The organism is Pseudoxanthomonas sp. JC1303, from assembly GCF_058448525.1.
Genome location: NZ_CP185958.1, coordinates 1,534,368 through 1,551,522 on the forward strand (window position 1 = coordinate 1,534,368; position 17,155 = coordinate 1,551,522).

Below are 17,155 nucleotides of genomic sequence, written 5' to 3' on the forward strand. Positions count from 1 at the left end.
CCGCACCAAGATGTGGTGTTATCGCAAGTCCGGTGACACCTTCTTCACGTCTGCGCCGCCCTCGGAAGGGCACGGGTGCCGCCTCACCCTCCCTGTATTCCTGAGGTAGCACCATGGCCCCCCGCAACCGCCACGGGCTCTACGACCCCAACGACGAACGCGATGCCTGCGGCTTCGGCATGGTCGCCCAGTTGGACGACCAGCCCTCGCGCCAGCTCGTCGATACCGCCATCACCGCCCTGTCGCGCATGACCCATCGTGGTGGCGTGGCCGCCGATGGCCTGACCGGGGATGGCTGCGGCCTGCTGATCCGCAAACCGGACGCGTTCCTGCGTGCGTTGGCGCACGAGGCGCACATCGAGGTGGGCGCGATCTTCGCCGCGGGCCTGGTGTTCCTGCCGTTGAGCGGCGACCTGGCCGATGACTGCCGCAGCGCGCTGGAAACCGAACTGGCCCGCGCCGGCGCGGTGGTCCGCGGTTGGCGCGTGCCGCCCACCGATGAGTCGGTCTGCGGCGAGCTGGCCCGCAACACACTGCCGCGGATCGAGCAGATCTTCGTGGAAGCCGGCGAAGGCCAGGATCTGGAGGCCTTCGCGCTGGCGCTGTTCCTGGCCCGTCGCCGCACCGAACAGGCGTTGCGCGAGGCCACCAACGACTTCTACGTGGTCACCCTGTCGCCGCACGTGGTCGGTTACAAGGGCATGGTGCTGCCGGACAAGCTGCCGGTGTTCTACCCGGACCTGCAGCGCAGCGACCTGACCTCCAGCGCGATCGTCTTCCACCAGCGCTTCTCGACCAACACCATGCCGCGCTGGCCGCTGGCCCATCCGTTCCGCCTGCTGGCCCACAACGGCGAGATCAATACGATCGAGGGCAACCGCTCCTGGGCGCAGGCGCGCAGCAAGGTGTGGAAGACGCCGAAGTTCGACATCGCCGAGTTCAACCCGGTCATCTCCATGCATGGCTCGGACTCGCAGAGCCTGGACAACATGCTCGAGCTGCTGACCTCGGGCGGCATGGACCTGTTGCAGGCGCTGCGCATCCTGGTGCCGCCGGCGACCGCCGCGCTGGAGTTCAAGGACTCCGACCTGGCCGCGTTCTACGAGTTCTATGGCCTGAACACCGAGCCGTGGGACGGCCCGGCCGGCATCGTCGCCTGCAATGGCCGCTATGCCGCGTGCATGCTGGACCGCAACGGCCTGCGCCCGGCGCGCTGGATGCTGACCTCCGACCGCCACTTCCTGGTCGCCTCCGAGGCCGGCGTGTGGGAGCTGCCGGCCGAACGCATCACCCGCAAGGGCAAGCTCGGCCCGGGCGAGATGATGGCCATCGACCTCAAGCGCGGCGACCTGCTCGACACCGAGGCGATCGACCGCATCAACCGGGGCCGCGCCCCGTACAAGCAGTGGCTGCAGCAGGGCGTGACCTACCTGCAGACCGAACTGATCGACCCGTCGCTGGTCGAGGAGCCGTTCGACGACAAGACCCTGCGCAGCTACCACAAGCTGTTCCAGCTCAGCACCGAGGAGGTGGAGCAGATCCTGCGTCCGCTGGCCGAGACCGAGCAGGAGGCCACCGGCTCGATGGGCGATGACACGCCCATGGCGGTGCTCAGCCAGCAGACCCGGCCGCTGTACGACTACTTCCGCCAGGCCTTCGCGCAGGTGACCAACCCGCCGATCGACCCGCTGCGCGAAGGCATCGCCATGTCGCTCTCCACCCAGCTGGGCAAGGAGACCAACATCTTCCACGCGGCCGCCGAGACGGTGAACCACGTCATCCTCAACTCGCCGGTGCTGTCCCAGCGCAAGCTGCGCCAGCTGTTGAAGATGGACCAGTACGCGCAGAAGAACCGCCTGATCGACCTGTCCTACGCGCCCGAGGAAGGCCTGAAGGCCGGTATCGAGCGCATCTGCGCGCAGGCCGAGGCCGCCGCGCGCGAAGGCATGGTCATGCTGCTGCTGTCCGACCGCTATCCGGAGGCCGGCCGGCCGATGGTCCACGCCCTGCTGGCCACCGGCGCGGTGCACCACCACCTGTCCAATGTCGGTTTGCGCTGCGAGGTCAACCTCATCATCGAGACCGGCACCGCGCGCGATCCGCACCACATGGCCTGCCTGCTGGGCTGCGGTGCCACGGCGGTGTATCCGTATCTCGCCTACCAGACCCTGTTCGACCTGGGTCGGCGCGGCATCCTCAAGCTCAAGGACGGCGGCGAGGTGGCCCAGATCGGCCGCAAGTATCGCAAGGGCATCTACAAGGGCCTGTCCAAGATCATCTCCAAGATGGGCATCTGCACCATCGCCAGCTACCGCGCCGCGCAGCTGTTCGAGATCGTCGGTCTGGACCCGGAGGTGGCGCAGCTGTGCTTCCCCGGCGCGGCCTCGCGCGTGGGCGGCGTGGGTTTCGGCCGCCTGGATACCGAAGCCCGCCAGCTCAGCCGCAACGCCTGGAACGACCTGCGCAAGCCGGAGGTCGGTGGCCTGATCAAGTACGTCCACGGCGGCGAGTACCACATGTTCAATCCGGACGTGGTCATGACGCTGCAGCGCGCGACCCGCTCCGGGCAGACCAAGGACTGGCAGGCCTATGCCGAGGCCGTGCACAACCGTCCGCCCTCGACCCTGCGCGATCTGCTGCGGCTGAAGCTGGCCGAGACGCCGCTGCCGCTGGAGGAGGTCGCCGAGGCCGGCGACGTGCTGCGCCGCTTCGACACCGCCGCCATTTCGCTGGGCGCGCTCTCGCCCGAGGCGCACGAGGCCCTGGCCATCGCCATGAACCGCCTGGGCGGGCGCTCCAACTCTGGTGAGGGCGGCGAAGACCCAGCCCGCTACGGCACCGAGAAGCGCTCCAAGATCAAGCAGGTGGCCTCGGGCCGCTTCGGCGTCACCCCCGAGTACCTGGTCAACGCCGAAGTGCTGCAGATCAAGGTCGCCCAGGGCGCCAAGCCCGGCGAGGGTGGCCAGCTGCCCGGCCACAAGGTCAACGAGACCATCGCCCGGCTGCGCTACGCAAAGCCCGGCATCGGCCTGATCAGCCCGCCGCCGCACCACGACATCTACTCGATCGAGGACCTGGCCCAGCTGATCTTCGACCTCAAGCAGGTCAACCCGACCGCGCTGGTGTCGGTCAAGCTGGTCAGCCATGCCGGCGTGGGCACGATTGCCGCCGGCGTGGTCAAGGCCGGCGCCGACCTGATCACCATCTCCGGCCACGACGGTGGCACCGGCGCCTCGCCGATCAGCTCGATCCGCTATGCCGGCGTGCCGTGGGAACTGGGCATCGCCGAGGCCCACCAGGCCCTGGTCCAGAACCAGCTGCGCGACCGCGCCATCCTGCAGACCGATGGCGGCCTGAAGACCGGGCTGGACGTGATCAAGGCCGCCATCCTGGGCGCGGACAGTTTCGGCTTCGGCACCGCGCCGATGATCGTGCTGGGCTGCAAGTACCTGCGCATCTGTCACCTCAACAACTGCGCCACCGGCGTGGCCACCCAGGACGAGCGCCTGCGCGCCGAGTACTTCACCGGCCTGCCCGAGCGCGTGGAGCACTTCTTCCGCCTGCTCACCGAGGAAGTGCGCACCTGGCTCTCGCGCCTGGGTGCACGCTCGCTGGACGAGATCGTCGGCCGCACCGACCTGCTGGAGCAGATCGTGCACAGCCCGCGCGAAGGCGTGCACGTGGATCTCTCCCGCCTGCTGGCCGGAGCCCAGCTGGACAGCGATACCTGCGCGGCCCAGCGCATGTACGAATCGCCGGACAGCCTGGCCACGCAGCTGGACTCCGAACTGGCCCACGCCATCCGCACCAAGGCCGGTGGCGAGCATCGTCACCTGATCCACAACACCGACCGCTCCATCGGCACCCGCCTGTCCGGCGCCATCGCCCGTGCCCACGGCAACCTCGGCATGGCCGATGCGCCGATCCAGCTGCGCTTCCGCGGCACGGCCGGGCAGAGCTTCGGCGCGTTCAACGCCGGCGGCCTGAACATGGAACTGGAAGGCGAAGCCAACGACTACGTCGGCAAGGGCATGGCCGGTGGCCGCCTGGTGGTGCGTCCGCCGCGCGGGGCGCGCTTCGAGGCCCGCAACACCGCGATCCTGGGCAACACCTGCCTGTACGGCGCCACCGGGGGCGAGCTGTTCGCCGCCGGCCGCGCCGGCGAGCGCTTCGCGGTGCGCAACTCCGGCGCGCTGGCGGTGGTGGAAGGCGCCGGCGACCATTGCTGCGAGTACATGACCGATGGCATCGTGATGGTGCTGGGCCGGACGGGTCTGAACTTCGGTGCCGGCTTCACCGGTGGCCTGGCCTACGTGCTGGACCTGGACCGGGATTTCGTGGACCGCTACAACCACGAGCTGATCGACATCCACCGGATCAGTCCGGAAGGGTTCGAGAACTATCGCCAGCACATCCACACGCTGATCCAGCGCCATCGCGAACTCACCGGCAGCATCTGGGCCCAGCAGATCCTGGACGAGTTCCGCGACTACATCGGCAAGTTCTGGCTGGTGAAGCCCAAGGCGGCCAGTATCGAATCGCTGACCGACGCGCTGCGCAGGGCCGCCTGACCTGCGCCCTTGTGGGAGCCGCCACGGCGGCGATGGGCTTTCCCTGCAAAGCCTCATCGCCGCCATGGCGGTCCCACGGTGAACCCACGCACCGCCCGGCCACGCCGGGCGCACGAAGACCACGAGAGTCCCATGAGCCGCAAGCACGCCTTCCAGTTCCTCGAATTGCCCCGCCAGATGCCCACCCGCATCCCGGTGGAACTGCGCACCTCCGGCGACTGGGGTGAGCTGTACGGCAAGTTCGACAAGGCCGATGCCCAGTACCAGGCCGGTCGCTGCCTGGACTGCGGCAACCCGTACTGCAGCTGGAAATGCCCGGTGCACAACGCCATCCCGCAGTGGCTGCAGCTGGTCCAGGAAAACCGCATCCACGAAGCGGCCACCCTGTGCCACACCACCAACCCGCTGCCGGAGGTCTGCGGGCGGGTGTGTCCGCAGGACCGCCTGTGCGAAGGCAGCTGCACGCTGGAGGAGTTCGGCGCGGTGACCATCGGCGCGGTGGAGAAGTACATCGTCGACACCGCCCTGGCCACCGGCTGGCGCCCGGATATGAGCAGCGTGACGCCCACCGGCAAGCGCGTGGCGGTCATCGGCGCCGGTCCGGCGGGCCTGTCGTGCGCAGACAAACTGGCCCACGCCGGCGTGCAGGCCGTGGTGTTCGACCGGTACGAGCAGATCGGCGGACTGCTGCAGTTCGGCATCCCCAGCTTCAAGCTGGACAAGTCGGTGATCTCCACCCGCCGCGAGGTGCTCGAGGGCATGGGCGTGGAATTCCGGCTGGGTGTGGAAGTGGGCACCGACGTGACCATGGAGCAGTTGCTGGAGGAGTTCGACGCGGTGTTCCTTGGCACCGGCGCCTATCGCTATACCGATGGCGGTCTGACCGGACAGGACCTGGACGGCGTGCTGCCGGCGCTGCCGTTCCTGGTCCAGAACGCACGCATCGTCACCGGCGGCGACACCTGGGGCCGGCCCATCGCCGGTTGGGAAGACCAGATCGCCCTGCCCGACCTGACCGGCAAGCGCGTGGTCGTGCTGGGCGGAGGCGACACCGGCATGGACTGCGTGCGTAGCGCGATTCGTCTGGGCGCGGCCAAGGTCACCTGCGCCTACCGCCGCGACGAAGCCAACATGCCCGGCAGCGCGCGTGAGGTCGCCAACGCCCGCGAGGAAGGCGTGCGCTTTTTGTTCAACCGCCAGCCGCTGGCTATCGACGCCGGCGCCGACGGCAAGGTCGCCGGCGTGCGCGTGGCCGAGACCAAGCTGGGCGAGCCCGATGCCCGCGGCCGCCGCAGCGCGGTGATCATCGAAGGCAGCGAATCGGTGCTGGACGCCGACGTGGTGATCATCGCCTTCGGCTTCTCCCCGACCCTGCCCGAATGGCTTTCGGCCGTCGGCGTGGAAGCCTTGGACAACGGCCGCATCGTGGCCGGGGGCGAGGACGCCGGCCGCCTGCCCTACCAGACCACCAACCCCAGGCTGTTCGCGGGTGGCGACGCTGTGCGCGGGGCTGACCTGGTGGTCACCGCCGTAGCCGAAGGCCGCGACGCGGCGGCCAGCATCACCGAGCTGCTGCTGGCCTGAAGCGACGGCGGGATCTGCGCAACCACGCCGCACCGCGTTGACGGGGTCTTCGCAGCGCGACGTGCTATTTGGTCGGGCCGCGGTCCCCCAAGATCGACCATCCCGGGCACGCAAGCCTTCCGTTGAACGATGATCCGCGCCGTCATGGCCGGGCGTGCGGATGCGTGCGTTGTTCTCGTGGTCGCGCCGTGTTGCGCCAAGCCAGGCAGCCCCCGATGCCCAAACTCGTCAGCGCCACGCGCGCCCGTCAACCCTGGATCGACCTGCTGCGCGGCGGCAGCGTGCTGTTGGTGATCCTGTTGCATGCGCGCCAGTACGCGTTCCACGGCTACCTGCCCGACGGCGCCACGGTCGATGGCAGCCTGCTGACCGATCTGGTGCGCCTGGTGAATGTCTCGCTGGCGCCCATGCGGATGCAGCTGATGTTCCTGCTGTCGGGCCTGTTCGTGGCACGCAGCCTGGACAAGGGCAGCGCGACCTACCTGTCGGGCAAGCTGCGTAGCGTGCTGTATCCGTTCCTGCTGTGGTCGCTGGTCATCATCCTGGTGCGCGATGGCGGCGCGACAGCAGCCAAGGGGGTTCCGTTTGCCTGGGAGGAGTTCGGCGCCATCGTCACCGGCACCAGCACCCTGACCTGGTTCCTCTACGACCTGTTCCTGTTCTTCTTGGTGACCCCGTATCTGCGGCGCTTCTCGCCGCTGGCCGTGATCCCCGTCGCGCTGGCGCTGGCCTGGCTGGTGCCGACCTCGCTCTATGTGAAGCCGGAGCTGTTCTACTACTTTATCTATTTCTATCTGGGCGACTGGATCAGCCGGCGCGGCGTGGACCTGGCCGCCTATCGTTCGAAGGGCCTGTTGAGCTTCTCCGGCCTGTGTCTGCTGGCGATCGTCCTGCTCGCCAACTTCAGTGGCATGCCCAAGGTCTGGCCCGTCTACCTGCCCCTGGTGCTGGGCACACTGCCGCTGCTGGTGTGGTGCGCAGAACATGCCGCGGCTCATCCGTGGTCGGCGCCGCTGACCTACGTGGGGCGCAACTCGATCGTGTTCTACCTGGCGCACTACCCACCGTTCCTGGTGGTGGCCTGGTTGCTGCATACCGTCACCCTCGACGGAACGGTCTCGCTGGGCGTCCTGCTGCTGACCGGGATCGGCACTCCCGCGCTGATCTGCCTGGCGCGCGACCGCATCGGGACGCCGGCCGTCGACTGGCTGTTCTCGTGGCCGGCGCGCAGGCGTGAGCGCGGTTTGCTCGCTCAGCGTGCAAGCTGACGCACCCGCGCGTGTCGTCGGCGGTGACAGGGGCATGGCCTGGCGCTTTGTCGGATGGATTCGTCTGACGGCAGGCAGCAGGCTCGGTTGCGATCATGAATATTTGACAAACATCACACTAATATCGCGGACACGAGCACACCTGGGGTTCAGGTGTCTTTCAACCTGGGCCACTCGGCCCGTTGTGCTGGCCAAAGCAATGGGGCGGCCGGCACTTCTCCAGGAGTCCATGCGATATGCCACAAACGAGCGCGTCCTCGGCGCAACGACAGACTTGGGTCGACGTTCTCAGGGGGGCTAGCGTGCTGCTAGTGATCCTGCTGCATGCCCACGAGTTCGCCTTCAACTCCTATCTGGCGCCCGGGCAGACCATACAGGGCAGTTTGTTGACAGATCTTGTGGACATGATCAATACCTCGGTGGCGCCCTTCCGGATGGAATTGATGTTCCTCCTGTCGGGGTTCTTCGTCGCGCATGGCTTGTCCAAAGGACATTCGCCCTACCTCATAGGCAAGTTACGCAACGTGCTCTACCCGTTTCTGCTCTGGTCCTTGGTGATTTTCGCCATGCGCCAAGGCGGGTCCGTCCTGGCCAAGGGCGAGCCGGTCGAGTGGCAGCGACTCAGCCGCGTGCTATCGGGCAATACCGCGCTGACGTGGTTTCTATACGACCTGTTCCTGTTCTATCTGGTCACGCCATACCTGCGGCGCTTCAACGTCCTCGCGGTGGTCCTTAGCGCGCTGGCCCTGGCCTTTGTCGTGCCAGCCAAGCTCTATCATCATTCGGCGCTGTTCTATTTCTACATCTACTTTTACCTGGGTGACTACATCACCAGGACCAGGGTCGATCTCGCCGCGACACCCAGCCGGCCCATCCTGGGATTGTCGGCAGCAGCGTTATGCGCGGTGGTGCTGATGGCCAACTTGGCATCGTTCCCCAAGGCGTGGCCCGGATACCTGCCGCTGGTACTGGCCTGTCTGCCACTGATCGTCCAGCTCTCGGTGTGGGCCAGCAAACGCCCCGCATCCGCCTGGATAAGCTATGTCGGACGACATTCCATCGTGTTCTACCTGGTGCACTTCCCCATCTTCGTCGGCTTGGCCTTCCTGCTACGTCGCAGGCTCGATGATGGAACGCTGATCTTCCTGACGCTGCTGGCGGTGGGTGTCATCATTCCCTGGATGGTCAGCTTGATCCGCAAATCGGACAGGCTTCCCGCGCTCAATCTGTTGTTTTCATGGCCGTCCCTTGCATCTGTAGATCGTCGTGCGGTGGCGAATCGGTGATCCGACGCAGATGGTTCTGATAGCCTGAGGTGAGATATCCCAAGGCCGATTGCTCGGCCTTGGCCCCCTTCCCTTGGTTGCTCAGATGCGCTTGTCCCTTGCGCGCCCATGGCGCGACTCCTCGCTGTCGGCGCTGGCCGCAGGCTTTGTCACCGTGCTGGTGGGCTTTGCCAGTTCGGCGGTCATCGTGTTCCAGGCCGCGCAGGCAGTCGGCGCCAATCAGGCGCAGATCGGCTCGTGGATCCTGGCCTTGGGACTCGGCATGGGCCTGAGTTGCATCGGGCTGTCCTTGCGTTACCGCGTCCCGGTCGTCACCGCGTGGTCGACACCGGCGGCCGCGATGCTGGCGGCCACGACGACCGGCCTGCCGCTGTCCGATGCGATCGGTGCATTCGTGATCTGCGCCGTCCTGGTGGCGATGGCGGGGTTCTCCGGGGTGTTCGAACGGATGCTCGGGCGCATCCCGTTGCCACTGGCGGCCGGCATGCTGGCAGGCGTGCTGTTGCGCTTCGGGCTGGATACGTTCGTGGCGGTGCGCAGCCAGCCGCTGCTGGTGCTGGTCATGCTGGCGGTCTACCTGCTGATGCGCCGGCAATGGCCGCGCTATGCGGTGATCGCCACGCTGCTGGCTGGCATCGTCGTGGCTGGCGCGCGCGGCCTCTTGCACCTGGACGGCGTGGCGCTCGCCCCGGCCCAGCCGGTCTGGGTCAGCCCGACCTTCTCCCTGGCCGCGTTGCTGGGCCTGGCCCTGCCGATGTTCGTGGTCACCATGGCGTCGCAGAACGTGCCCGGGGTCGCGGTCATTCGCGCCTCCGGTTACCAGGTGCCGGTGTCGCCGGTGATCGGCTGGACTGGCGTGCTCAATGTCGTGCTGGCGCCGCTGGGCGCGTTCTCCCTCAACCTGGCGGCGATCACCGCCGCGATCTGCATGGGGCCCGAAGCCCATCCAGACCCCGCGCGACGCTACATGGCCGCCGCCTGGGCGGGGGTGATCTATCTGATCGTGGGGGTGTTCGGCGCCACGGTGGTCGCCCTGCTGGCGGCGTTTCCGAAGGAACTGGTGATGGCCGTGGCCGGCATCGCTCTGTTCGGCACGCTCGGCAGCGCCTTGCACGGCGCACTGAAGGACGACACCGGGCGCGAGGCTGCGCTGGTGACCTTTCTGGTGACCGCATCCGGGCTGAGCCTGGCGGGGATCGGTTCGGCCTTCTGGGGCCTGGTGGCTGGCGTGGTGGTGATGCTGGCGCTGCGCCCGCCCAAGCGCGGCTGACGCTGCCGCCTGAGCGCTGACGCGATGGTCAGCGCCGGTTTCATGCTGCAGTTGCGTTAGGTGTCCTAGGCTCGTCACGACGAGGCGGCCATCCCCCACCCTCCGCCGCACCCACCCAGACCGCATCGGCGAAACCGTCGCTCACCACGACCAGGAGCCGCAATGACGGCCCACCGGAGCTTCCGCATGCGCTTGCATCCGTCCCGACCTTCCCGGTTCCTGGCCCTGCTGCTCATGGCCCTGCCGCTGACCGGCCTGGCCCAGCACAAGCGCGTGCTGGAATACGCCGGCGTGAACCTGGCCGGGGCCGAGTTCAAGTCCAGCCAGAAGCCGGGCAGGGTGTTCAAGGACTACACCTATCCGTCGGACAAGGACTTCGCCTACTTCGCCGCGCAGGGCATGAACATCGTGCGCCTGCCGTTCCTGTGGGAGCGCCTGCAGCCCGAGCCCAAGGGCGAGCTGGACCCGACCCAATTGGAGATGCTCACCAAGACCGTGGACAACGCCCACCGGCATGGCATCGCCCTGCTGCTGGATGTCCACAACTATGGCCAATACAACGGACAGAAGATCGGCAGCGACGCGGTACCCGACGCGGTGTTCGCCGACCTGTGGGCGCGGTTGGCCCGCGAGCCGGCCTTGGCCAACAAGCCGGACGTGCTGTTCGGGCTGATGAACGAACCGCACGGCATCAGCGCGCGCGCCTGGGCCCGCTCGGCCCAGGCGGCCATCGATGCCATCCGCGAGGCGGGCGCGAAGAACCTGATCCTGGTCCCGGGCACGGCCTGGAGTGGCGCGCATAGCTGGAATAGCACGAGTGCCGGGGGCGGCAGCTCCAACGCCGACGCCCTGCTCGCCATCCGCGACCCGGCTCACAACCTGGCGTTCGAGGCGCACCAGTACCTGGACAAGGATTCCTCCGGTACCAAGGACACGTGCGTCAATGAACAGGTCGGCGTGCAGCGCCTGGAGGGCTTCACGCGCTGGCTGCGCAAGCACCACAAGACCGGTTTCCTGGGTGAGTTCGGCGCCAGCACGCGGCCCGAGTGCATGGCCGCGCTGGATGGGATGCTGAGCTACATGGAAAAGAACGGCGATGTCTGGCTGGGCTGGAGCTACTGGGCGGCCGGAGCCTGGTGGCCGCCGAGCTACATGTTCGGCGTGCAGCCCGGCCGGGATGGCGGCGACAAGCCGCAGATACGCATCCTCTCTCGCCATGCCCGGGCGGTGACTTCACCCCACTGATTCGCGCAAGCGCTTAGCAGTAACATGACAAGAGCCGTCCACGTGACGGCTTTTTTGTTATCCGGGTCAACAACCGGAGCGAGACGCAGTCCTCGAAACGGCACAGACCCCTGTTCACGAATGTGATATTCACGACGGCGTCACACCTTCTACACGCCGGGTGTGAACTGCACGCAAAACCCACCTAGGATCGGCCACGTGATGTCGCGATTGTCAGGTATCGCCGGACCGAATGGCCGGCCGCCTGTGGCACCACGCCTTGGGGTCGATTGAGCACCGTGCCGGATCGCGCGGGGTAACGGCTCCTCCTCAATGCAAAAGCGGCCTGACTGCCCGTGCGAGCGGGCGCCTGGCCCGATGACCGGTGCTGCCTGGATGCCGCGGCCTGAACCCACCTCCCATGAAACCTCCACTCGCTTGCCGAGTAACGACGCTGAGATCCCCCGATATGCGCCTGTTCCAAACCCTTCGTGTCTCGTCCATCGCACTCGCCGCAGCCTTGGCGTGCGCCGCCGCAGCCTTGGCGTGCGCCCCCGCCGCCAAGGCTGGCAGCGTGCTCAAGTACGCCGGCGTCAACCTGTCCGGCGCCGAGTTCAACTCCGCGGCCAAGCCTGGCGTGCTCTACAACGACTACGTCTATCCGTCCGATTCGGACTTCGCGTATTTCTCCAGGCAGGGCATGAACGTGGTGCGCCTTCCCTTCCTGTGGGAACGGCTGCAGCGCAGTGCGGGGGGCAAGCTCGATGCGACGCAGCTGTCCTACCTGCGCACGGCGGTCACGCGCGCTAAGAACCACGGCATGAAGGTCATCCTGGATCCGCACAACTACGCCAAGTACTACGGCAGGTACATCGGAACCAGCGCCGTCCCCAACGCCGTGTTCGCCGACCTGTGGCGCCAGTTGGCCGCTGCTTTCAAGAACGACGATGCGGTGATGTTCGGGCTGATGAACGAGCCAAACGACATGAAGGCGGTGACCTGGGCCAGCGCTGCCCAGGCGGGCATCAGCGCCATCCGCAACACCGGTGCCAAGAATCTGATCCTCGTCCCGGGTGTCGCCTGGACCGGGGCGCATAACTGGACGGTCGCCTCGGCAGGCGGCGGCACCTCCAATGGCGATGCCTTGCTCAAGTTGAAGGATCCCGCCAACAAGCTGGCCTTCGAGGTCCACCAATATCTGGATGCGGACTATTCGGGCACCCACTCCAGCTGCGTCAGCAAGACCATCGGCGCGGATACGCTCAAGAGCTTCACCTCCTGGTTGCGCGCCCACCACAAGGTCGGCTTCCTTGGCGAGTTCGGCGCGGCCAACAACGGCACCTGCATGGTGGCGCTGGACAACATGCTCGAGTACATGCAGTCCAACAAGGACGTGTGGCTGGGCTGGACCTACTGGGCCGCAGGCGCATGGTGGCCCTCGAACTACATGTTCAACGTGCAGCCTTACAAGGGCGCCTCCCGGCCCCAGATGAAGATCCTTGCTCCGCACGCCCATGAGGTCAGCGGCAAGTAAGTCCTAACCGGGCGGGCAGGACGCGATGTCCGGCCCGCCTGGTCTTCTCTTGATTGGACCGGATACGTCGCCCGGCACCGCAGAAAGTGACTTACTACGGCACTTGCTTTTGACGCGACGGAAAGCCGACGCGACCAGGGTGACCGACTTTCAAGGCGACTGCGCACGGTTTTGCAATGACGGTCACGTAGCAACCGGACCCCAGAACCGAACCTCTCTCCTCCTCGAAATAACAAGACCGCCGTACGGCGGAGGTCGTCACACTTTCTACACATCGTGTGTGAAAACGACCAAAAACGGCACGAGCTTTGCTCGGGACTCAGTAACTGTTTGGCAAGCGGGCCAGGGGTGGCCTGCCGCATCGCGGACGCCATGGCAACGCGATGCCGAGAACAGCACTCCGTGGGGGGCCATCGACTGACCGCGCAGGATCGCATGGGGTCATGACCTCCTTCTCCCGATGCAGGGGCCCGCGGCTGCCTCCCCAAGGCACTGCGAGGCCCACGCCTCGATCGGCCGGACGGCACGACGAGGCGACCACGTCCCCCGAGCCCATATGCGTCTGTTCCCGTCCCTGGCCACTTCCGCCGCCCTCCTGGTCGCTCTGCTGACCCACGCCCATCCCGCCAGCGCCACCAACGTGCTCAAGTACGCCGGCGTCAATCTCTCCGGCGCCGAGTTCAACTCCTCGGCCAAGCCGGGCGTGCTGTACCAGAACTACGTCTATCCCTCGGATTCCGACTTCGCCTACTACGCCAGCAAAGGCATGAATGTCGTGCGCCTTCCCTTCCTGTGGGAGCGTCTGCAGCCCAGCGCCGGTGCTTCCCTGGACGCCACCCAGCTGTCCTACATCCGCACGGCGGTCACACGGGCGAAGAACCACGGCATCACCGTTATTCTGGACCCTCACAACTACGCCAAGTACTACGGCAACCGTATCGGGACCAGCGCGGTTCCCAACACGGTCTTCGCCGATCTCTGGCGCCAGCTCTCCAAGCAATTCGCCAACGATCCCGCCGTGGTCTTTGGCCTTATGAACGAACCCTATGGCATCGACGCGGTCACCTGGTCCCGCAGCGCCCAGGCGGCCATCACCGCGATTCGCAGCACGGGCGCCAAGAACCTGATCCTGGTGCCCGGCGTGTCCTGGACCGGCGCCCATAGCTGGACCAACGCAGGCGCCGGAGGTGGCACGTCCAATGGCGATGCCCTGCTCGCGATCACCGATCCGGCCAACAAGGTGGCGTTCGAGGTGCACCAGTATCTCGATTCGGATTACTCGGGTACCCATTCCACCTGCGTGAGCACGAGCATTGGCGCGGAAAAGCTCAAGAGCTTCACTGACTGGCTGAGGGCCCATCACAAGATCGGCTTCCTGGGCGAATTCGGCGCCGCCGCCAACAGCACCTGCCTGGTCTCGCTGGACAACATGCTCGCTTACATGGAAGCCAATGCCGATGTGTGGCTTGGCTGGTCCTATTGGGCCGGCGGCCCGTGGTGGGGGGACTACATGTTCAGCGTTCAACCCAACAGCAATGGAACGGCCAAGCCCCAGATGAGCATCCTCGCGGATCGCGCGCGCGCCGTGACGAGCGCCAAGCCCGTCGTCGCACCGACCTCCACACCGCCCCACATCATGATTTCGCAGCCGTCCCGGTCGAAGCAGTCCTCACGACCAACCGGTGCCTCGGCCGCGACGTCTCAGTCGAAGATCTCCGCCGCTCCCGTGGCGGCGGGCCGCCCGGCGAGCACCGCACCCGCCGCTTCGGCTTCCTCCTCACCCCGCAGGCTGGTGCCTCGCCAGGTCCTCACCGAGGCGAAACACAAAGGGCGCTGGCGGGTGCTGGCCGACTGAGGCAGACCGCCTGCTGCCGGGCTTCAGTCGGGCTCGCTCAGCTGCAGCAGCCAATGGGTCGTCTGCCCGCCGCGTGCGGGCAGCGGCTCGAAGTCGAAATGCATCAGGCGTGGTTCGGCATTGGCCACCCGCAGCGGCAGGACCTCGGCGGTCGGTGTCGAAGCGCGCAGTTGGGTCTCCAGGGCGGCCAGCGCTTCGGCGCGGACTGATGGATCCAGCAGGGTCCGCATGTCCAGGCCGATCATGTCCGAATTGTCCAGGTCGGCCAGATCGGCGAAGGCACCGTTGACGAAGACCACACGCACGATGCCCGCCGGACCGCGCTCGATGATGGCCACGCCCTGGCGCAGGCGCGCCAACGAGGCCTCGAGCATGGTGAAATCCTGCTGGTAGCGCTTGCGCTCCATCAGCTCGATCAGCACGCGCAGGCTGCGGGCCGACTCCAGGTGCAGCTGCGACCACGGCCGCGCGCGGCCACGCACGGTTTCCTGCCACAGATCGAAACTCTTGCGCGGAGACAGGCGCGAGTTGGGGATGTCCGGCAGCTTGGCTAACGCGGGGTTGCCGGCCCAGTTGACGGTCTGGACCTGCTCGCGGCGGGTCCACAGCAACGCACTGCGGGCCTGCGCCATCAGCGGCACGAAGATCAGGCCGGCCGCCAGCGGCGCCAGGTCGGCCAGCGGCGGAAAGGTGGTCCCGATGGTGTCGGTATGCAGGGCCCCGACCGCGCCCTCGCGCAGCGCCTCGTAATCGCCCGACTCGATCTGGGCGCGGATCCGCGCCAGGTCCCGCTCCGGCGGTAGCTGTCCGTGGCGGGTGACATGATCTCCGTGGAAGATCGCCACGCCGTCGGCATCGACCACGTCCATCAGGTCCGGCGCCATCTCGGCCAGCATGTCCGGGGTCATGGTGTCGGCGTCGTTGAACGCGGTGATCAGCTTCTCGCGCACGGTCAGCAGGACCGACTCGGTACGTGCGCGCTCCACCGCCTGCAGTGCCCCGATGCGCCCGGCCAGGCCGCGAGAGAGCGCATCGGCCACATCGCGCATGGCATGGTTGGCGAAGTGCGGCTTGTAGTGATGGCAGGCCACCAGGCCCCACAGCGCATCGTTGACCACGATGGAGGTCACCAGCGTCGCCGAGACCCCCATGTTGGCCAGGTACTCCAGGTGCACCGGCGAGACGCTGCGCAGGCTCACGTCACTCAGGTCCACCGGCTGGCCATCGGCCGGGTTGAGCACCGGTGTGATCGGCGAGGGGCGATAGCCGACATGGGCGATCTGGCGCACCCGGTTGCGCAGGTACAGCGCGCGGGCCTGGGCCGGGATGTCGGTCGCCGGATAATGCAGGCCCAGGTAGGCCTCCAGGTCCGGCGCGCGCGCCTCGGCGATGACATCGCCGTTCCAGTCGTTGTCGAAACGGTAGACCATCACCCGGTCATAGCCGAGCAATGCATGGATCTCGCGTGCGACGCGCAGGCTGGCCTCGGCGACCGAACCGTCGCGCTCCAGCAGCCGCAGGGTCGGCAGCGCATCGTTGAGTCCGGCGTCGGAGCCACGCGAGTCGCGCGGCTCCAGTTCTACCAGCCAGTACGTGGGTGACAGATGCCACGCGCCGACCCAGGCCGCCTCCGGAGTCGCGTCACGCAGCGGCAACTCGACCGCCGCGTAGGACAGGTGCACGCACTCGGTCACGCTGGCCGGATCGGGCAGTTGGCGCTTGCCCAGGTCCAGCAACGCGTCCCAACGCCGGCCCAGCGGATCGTCCACGCCCAGGACCGCCGCGGCCGTCTCACTGGCCTGGACGATGCATCCGGTGGCCGGGTCGATGACCAGCAGCGCGCCGAACGGCTGGATGGAGCCAGGGATGTGGATGGGCTCGCGCGCGCACGCATCCATGTCCACGGGATCGACGACAACGTTCATACGGACCTTCCGAAGCAAAGCTGTTGGTGAAAGCGGGCGAACATCGCCCTCGCACCGGCCGCCGCCTGCTCGCGCGCGCCGGGCGGGGTGAGCGCCCTTTCCAGACAGTCCTGGAACCGTCGCCAGGCGGCGGGCTCCTCGCTGCCGAGGTCGAAATAGGCCAGCGCCCCTTCCAAGGAGGGCTGCTGACGCCGCAACTGTCGGGCGATCACCCGCCCCCCCAGCATCGAGCCTTCCACGACGTAGAGCATGCCCCAGGCCTGGGCGGCTTCGATCGACGCCTCGGCGGATCCGGCCGTCGGCGGAAGGGGCTCGCCCAGGGCATGCAGGTCATGGCGCAGCGCCGGAACGCGAGGCCGGTAGCGCCAGCCATGGACCGGCAGCGCCGCCAGCCAGGCCGCGTGCGCGTGCTCCCAGGGCGCCAGGATGGACAGGTGCGCCTGCAGGACCCGGCCGTAGAGGGCTGGCTCCAGGGTGCCGGCCGCCAGCGCGGGCATGTGCGGTAGTGCCTCCACTGCAGCATGTGCCTGCGCAGTCGCCTCGCGCAGGAAACGCGCGGCAGGCGGTGGGGCAAGGTCGGGAACGGGGGACATGGGATGGCAGGCGTGGGGCATGAGCGGCACAGGGCCAGGAGAACC

General features: G+C 67.2%; 9 protein-coding genes and 1 pseudogene. 8 read left to right on the plus strand and 2 right to left on the minus strand.

Features of this window, described 5'->3' with window-relative positions:
- Positions 1 to 113: 113 nt before the first annotated feature.
- The 8 genes and pseudogenes from gltB to ACORQU_RS06785 form a co-directional block, all read left to right on the plus strand.
- On the plus strand, positions 114 to 4,571 hold the full coding sequence (gltB, locus tag ACORQU_RS06750; protein WP_491644061.1) for a glutamate synthase large subunit: 4,458 nt from the start codon (positions 114 to 116) through the stop codon (positions 4,569 to 4,571).
- Between the two features lie 132 nt (positions 4,572 to 4,703).
- Positions 4,704 to 6,155 carry an FAD-dependent oxidoreductase gene (locus ACORQU_RS06755; protein ID WP_271648113.1) on the plus strand — a complete coding sequence of 484 codons (1,452 nt, stop codon included), beginning with the start codon at positions 4,704 to 4,706 and terminating at the stop codon, positions 6,153 to 6,155.
- 215 nt (positions 6,156 to 6,370) lie between these two features.
- Positions 6,371 to 7,423 (plus strand): acyltransferase family protein, encoded by a 1,053-nt coding sequence (locus ACORQU_RS06760; protein WP_491644063.1) that lies wholly within the window; start codon positions 6,371 to 6,373, stop codon positions 7,421 to 7,423.
- A 236-nt stretch (positions 7,424 to 7,659) separates the two neighbouring features.
- On the plus strand, positions 7,660 to 8,709 hold the full coding sequence (locus ACORQU_RS06765) for an acyltransferase family protein (RefSeq protein ID WP_491644065.1): 1,050 nt from the start codon (positions 7,660 to 7,662) through the stop codon (positions 8,707 to 8,709).
- A gap of 85 nt (positions 8,710 to 8,794) precedes the next feature.
- Positions 8,795 to 9,979 carry a benzoate/H(+) symporter BenE family transporter gene (locus ACORQU_RS06770; RefSeq protein WP_491644066.1) on the plus strand — a complete coding sequence of 395 codons (1,185 nt, stop codon included), beginning with the start codon at positions 8,795 to 8,797 and terminating at the stop codon, positions 9,977 to 9,979.
- A 186-nt stretch (positions 9,980 to 10,165) separates the two neighbouring features.
- Positions 10,166 to 11,224: a glycoside hydrolase family 5 protein gene (locus ACORQU_RS06775; RefSeq protein ID WP_491644068.1), complete on the plus strand. Its 1,059-nt coding sequence runs from the start codon at positions 10,166 to 10,168 to the stop codon at positions 11,222 to 11,224.
- Between the two features lie 448 nt (positions 11,225 to 11,672).
- Complete coding sequence (locus ACORQU_RS06780; RefSeq protein ID WP_491644070.1) at positions 11,673 to 12,737, plus strand: glycoside hydrolase family 5 protein; 1,065 nt, start codon at positions 11,673 to 11,675, stop codon at positions 12,735 to 12,737.
- Positions 12,738 to 13,293: 556 nt separating this feature from the next.
- Positions 13,294 to 14,319, plus strand: a pseudogene (locus tag ACORQU_RS06785) (glycoside hydrolase family 5 protein); the annotation flags it as partial.
- A 296-nt stretch (positions 14,320 to 14,615) separates the two neighbouring features.
- Here ACORQU_RS06785 and bphP read toward each other — a convergent pair.
- Positions 14,616 to 16,517 (minus strand): bacteriophytochrome BphP, encoded by a 1,902-nt coding sequence (gene bphP, locus ACORQU_RS06790; RefSeq protein WP_491644071.1) that lies wholly within the window; start codon positions 16,515 to 16,517, stop codon positions 14,616 to 14,618.
- Complete coding sequence (locus ACORQU_RS06795) at positions 16,514 to 17,110, minus strand: biliverdin-producing heme oxygenase (protein ID WP_491644073.1); 597 nt, start codon at positions 17,108 to 17,110, stop codon at positions 16,514 to 16,516. Before ACORQU_RS06795 ends, bphP begins: the two co-directional genes overlap by 4 nt.
- Positions 17,111 to 17,155 lie beyond the last annotated feature (45 nt).